Source organism: Actinotalea sp. C106, from assembly GCF_023630195.1.
Lineage (GTDB): Bacteria > Actinomycetota > Actinomycetes > Actinomycetales > Cellulomonadaceae > Actinotalea.
The window spans coordinates 1-1,191 of record NZ_JALPKN010000519.1 but is presented as its reverse complement, the minus strand read 5'-3'; the positions used below and the strand labels follow the sequence as shown (position 1 = coordinate 1,191).

The window sequence follows — 1,191 nt, the reverse complement described above, 5'->3', positions numbered from 1 at the left end:
GTCGGGGCCCACGCACGCGAGCCACCCGGAGCCGATGAGGCGGCTGGGGGCGGGGACGGCGTCGGGGGCCGAGGGGATGCCGACGGTCTGCCCGCGCGGGCTCTCGGCGACCTGCTCGGCGCGCACCTGGACCACCTCGAACTCCCCGGGCGGCACGAGGAGCCGCGCGCTGGCGGCGTTGAGCACGGGGTAGAGGGTGCCCTCGAGGGCGACGTACCGGGACCCGTCCTCGGTCACCACGAGCCGGTTGTCGTCCCACCCGGCAGGCAGGCCCGGGCTGAGCAGCCCGAAGCCGAGGCTGCCGAGCACGAGCAGCACCGAGAGGGTCACCCCGCCGGCGACGGCCCGCATCGGCTTGGTGGGCTCGAGCTCGCGCCCCCCGGGCGTCCCGGAGACGAAGGCGGTCAGCAGGCGGCGCCGGCTGAAGGTCTGGGCCTCGACGAGGTCCTTCTTGGAGGCCACGGCTCAGACCAGCCCGGCGGCGGCGACGCCGAGGGGCAGCAGCACGGCGAGGGAGAGCAGCTCGACGGTGTCGGCGAGGCGCGCGAGCCCGAGCCGCCGCCGCGGTGCGACGAGGCTCAGGGTGATGACGAGGGCCGCGACGAGGCCCGAGATCAGGGCGAGGCTCGGGCGCCAGTCCGGGTGCGCCGCGGCGGCGAGCACCCCGGTCACGGTGAGCCCCACGATGCCGGTGCCCATGACGACCAGGACGTCCTGGCGTGAGTAGGTCTGACGGACGCCGAGGAGCATCCCGGCGAAGGCCGAGGCCATCAGGAGGGTGCCTGGCACCCCGGTGGCCACGACGGCGGGGGCGGCGGCGAGGGCGAGGAGGGCGATGGCCAGGCGCAGGGCGATCTGGAGGCGGTGGCCGCGCCCGTAGTGGTCGCGCACGGCTGCGGGGTCCACGGGGTCCGGGTCGAGGAGGATCTCGGCGTCGCTGCGGGGCGAGACCACGCGCAGGGGGGTGCTGGCGAGGGCGAGCCAGGGGATGCCGTTGCCGGCGGTCACGACGATGGCCACGACCACCGCGAGGACCGGTCCCGGGCTCACCTCGGCGGTCGCGACGACCACACCGACGGTCGCGAGGGTCAGGCCGAGCACCCCGGGGGCCACGAGCAGCTCGCGACCGCGGGCGATCGCGGGGACGGCCAGCAGGGCGACGGCGAGCATCCCGGCGCCGCCCCACACGGC

At 76.7% G+C, this 1,191-nt stretch carries 1 protein-coding gene and 1 pseudogene; both read right to left on the bottom strand.

Going from position 1 to position 1,191, the window contains the following annotated elements:
* The coding region (locus L0B03_RS18155) for a type VII secretion protein EccB (RefSeq protein WP_250448445.1) at window positions 1–462 on the bottom strand (462 nt) is incomplete at its 3' end.
* Between the two features lie 3 nt (window positions 463–465).
* Window positions 466–1,191: pseudogene (locus tag L0B03_RS18150) on the bottom strand (type VII secretion integral membrane protein EccD); the annotation flags it as partial.